A 1,577-nucleotide genomic window follows, 5' to 3' on the forward strand; every position below is an offset into this window, starting at 1 on the left:
ATGAAGAAACCTTCATTCATTGTCTCAACGATTCTTTATATAACCTAGTCAGACTCGTATTACGGAACATTACGCGTCAATAGAAAGCACCCGGCCACAGAAAAAGGGAGCCGCACCGCCGCAGATAAACTGCAATGGTACGGCTCCCTCGATAGAACCTGATCGGTAAAACCTGCTGAGGTAGCACCTACAGCGGTAGAACCTTATGAGCCCTAGATTTCAGGGCTTTCCTTCAACACACCCGTGCTGTAACGGTACACGAACGCCGCCATAGCGTCGCGGTGCACCGGCTCCACGGGGCGGAACGAACCATCGGGCCAGCCGGTGGTCACGCCCTGCTCAGCCAGCCACGAAATCTCGCGGTAGAACTGCTTGTCGGTCGGAACGTCCGTGAAACGAGCCTGCGCGGGGGCAGTGTACTCGGGCGAACCCGCGTAACGGTAGAAGAACGCAGCCATCGCGTCACGGTTCACCGAACCCTCCGGACGGTACGTACCATCGGGCCAGCCGGTCGTGATGCCCTGAGCCTTCATCCACTCAATCTCCTTGTAGTAGGGGTGGTTGAGCGGAACATCCGAGAAGCTCGGGGTGGACGGTGCGGTGTACTGCGGCGAGCCGCTCATGCGGTAGAAGTACGCAGCCATGGTGCCGCGGTCCATGTTGTTCAGCGGGCGGAAGGTGCCGTCCGGGTAGCCGCGGTCAATCTGACGGGCAGCAATCCACGTGATTTCACGGTAGAACTGGTTATCCTCAGGAACGTCGGTGAAGCGTGCGTCGTGGATGGTGCGAGCCACCTTCACGACCTGCGCACGGTCGCCAGCGGCAACACCGTTAGCGGTCTTACGGCCGCTCAGGTCACCGGTCGCGTTGTGCATGTGCAGGAACAGAGCCTGACGCTCCTTGTTGTTGTTCTTGCGGTGAACGGTCAGCTGGCCGCCGTCACGGTCCACGAACAGGCCGGGCACGCCCGACTCCTCACCGGTGAACCAAACACCGGGGTTGAAGGGGGAGTACTCGATAGCCGAGGTGGTGTCCACGTAGGGGTTGCCATCGTTGTGCCAGGTGTCGGTCTGCACCGTGTACTTGATGGTCTGAGCCTTCTCAGCGGTCAGGCCCAGGTCCTTCAGCGGCACGCCTAGAATCATGGTGTTGGTGTCCATGATGTTGGTGTCGGTGTCACCCCAGGCGCTGTTCAGCGGGTAGCGAGCCACCACGGTGGATGCGTTACCGGAGATGGACCAGACCTTCACCAGCGGGTAGTCCAGACCCTTCTCGCGGGTCACCTCCAGAACGTAATCTGCGGTGGAGTCACCGGTGGTATCAATCTGCACCTGAACCTGACGGCCCCAGTGCATGCTATCCCAGGTGCTCCAGGTCGAAATACCGAAGAACAGAGAACCATCGTTCGGGTTCTTACCGGCAGCCTTCAACGCCGGAGCGTCCGAGGCGGCACCCACATACTGCAGGTCAACAGACTGGTTCGACGGTAGCTTCAGCTGACCGGTCGGAATACGGTCACTGACCGCACCCAGCTCAAACGCACCCAGCAGCGAACGGTAACCGCCCTGGTTCAGGGT

At 59.9% G+C, this 1,577-nt stretch carries 1 protein-coding gene; it reads right to left on the reverse strand.

Going from position 1 to position 1,577, the window contains the following annotated elements; genetic code table 11:
* Positions 1 to 212 precede the first annotated feature (212 nt).
* The coding region (locus tag Q0216_RS05770; RefSeq protein ID WP_298593680.1) for an S-layer homology domain-containing protein at positions 213 to 1,577 on the reverse strand (1,365 nt) is incomplete at its 5' end.

Origin of the sequence: uncultured Rothia sp. (assembly GCF_937976295.1) — a bacterium.
In the GTDB taxonomy this organism is placed as follows: Bacteria; Actinomycetota; Actinomycetes; order Actinomycetales; family Micrococcaceae; genus Rothia.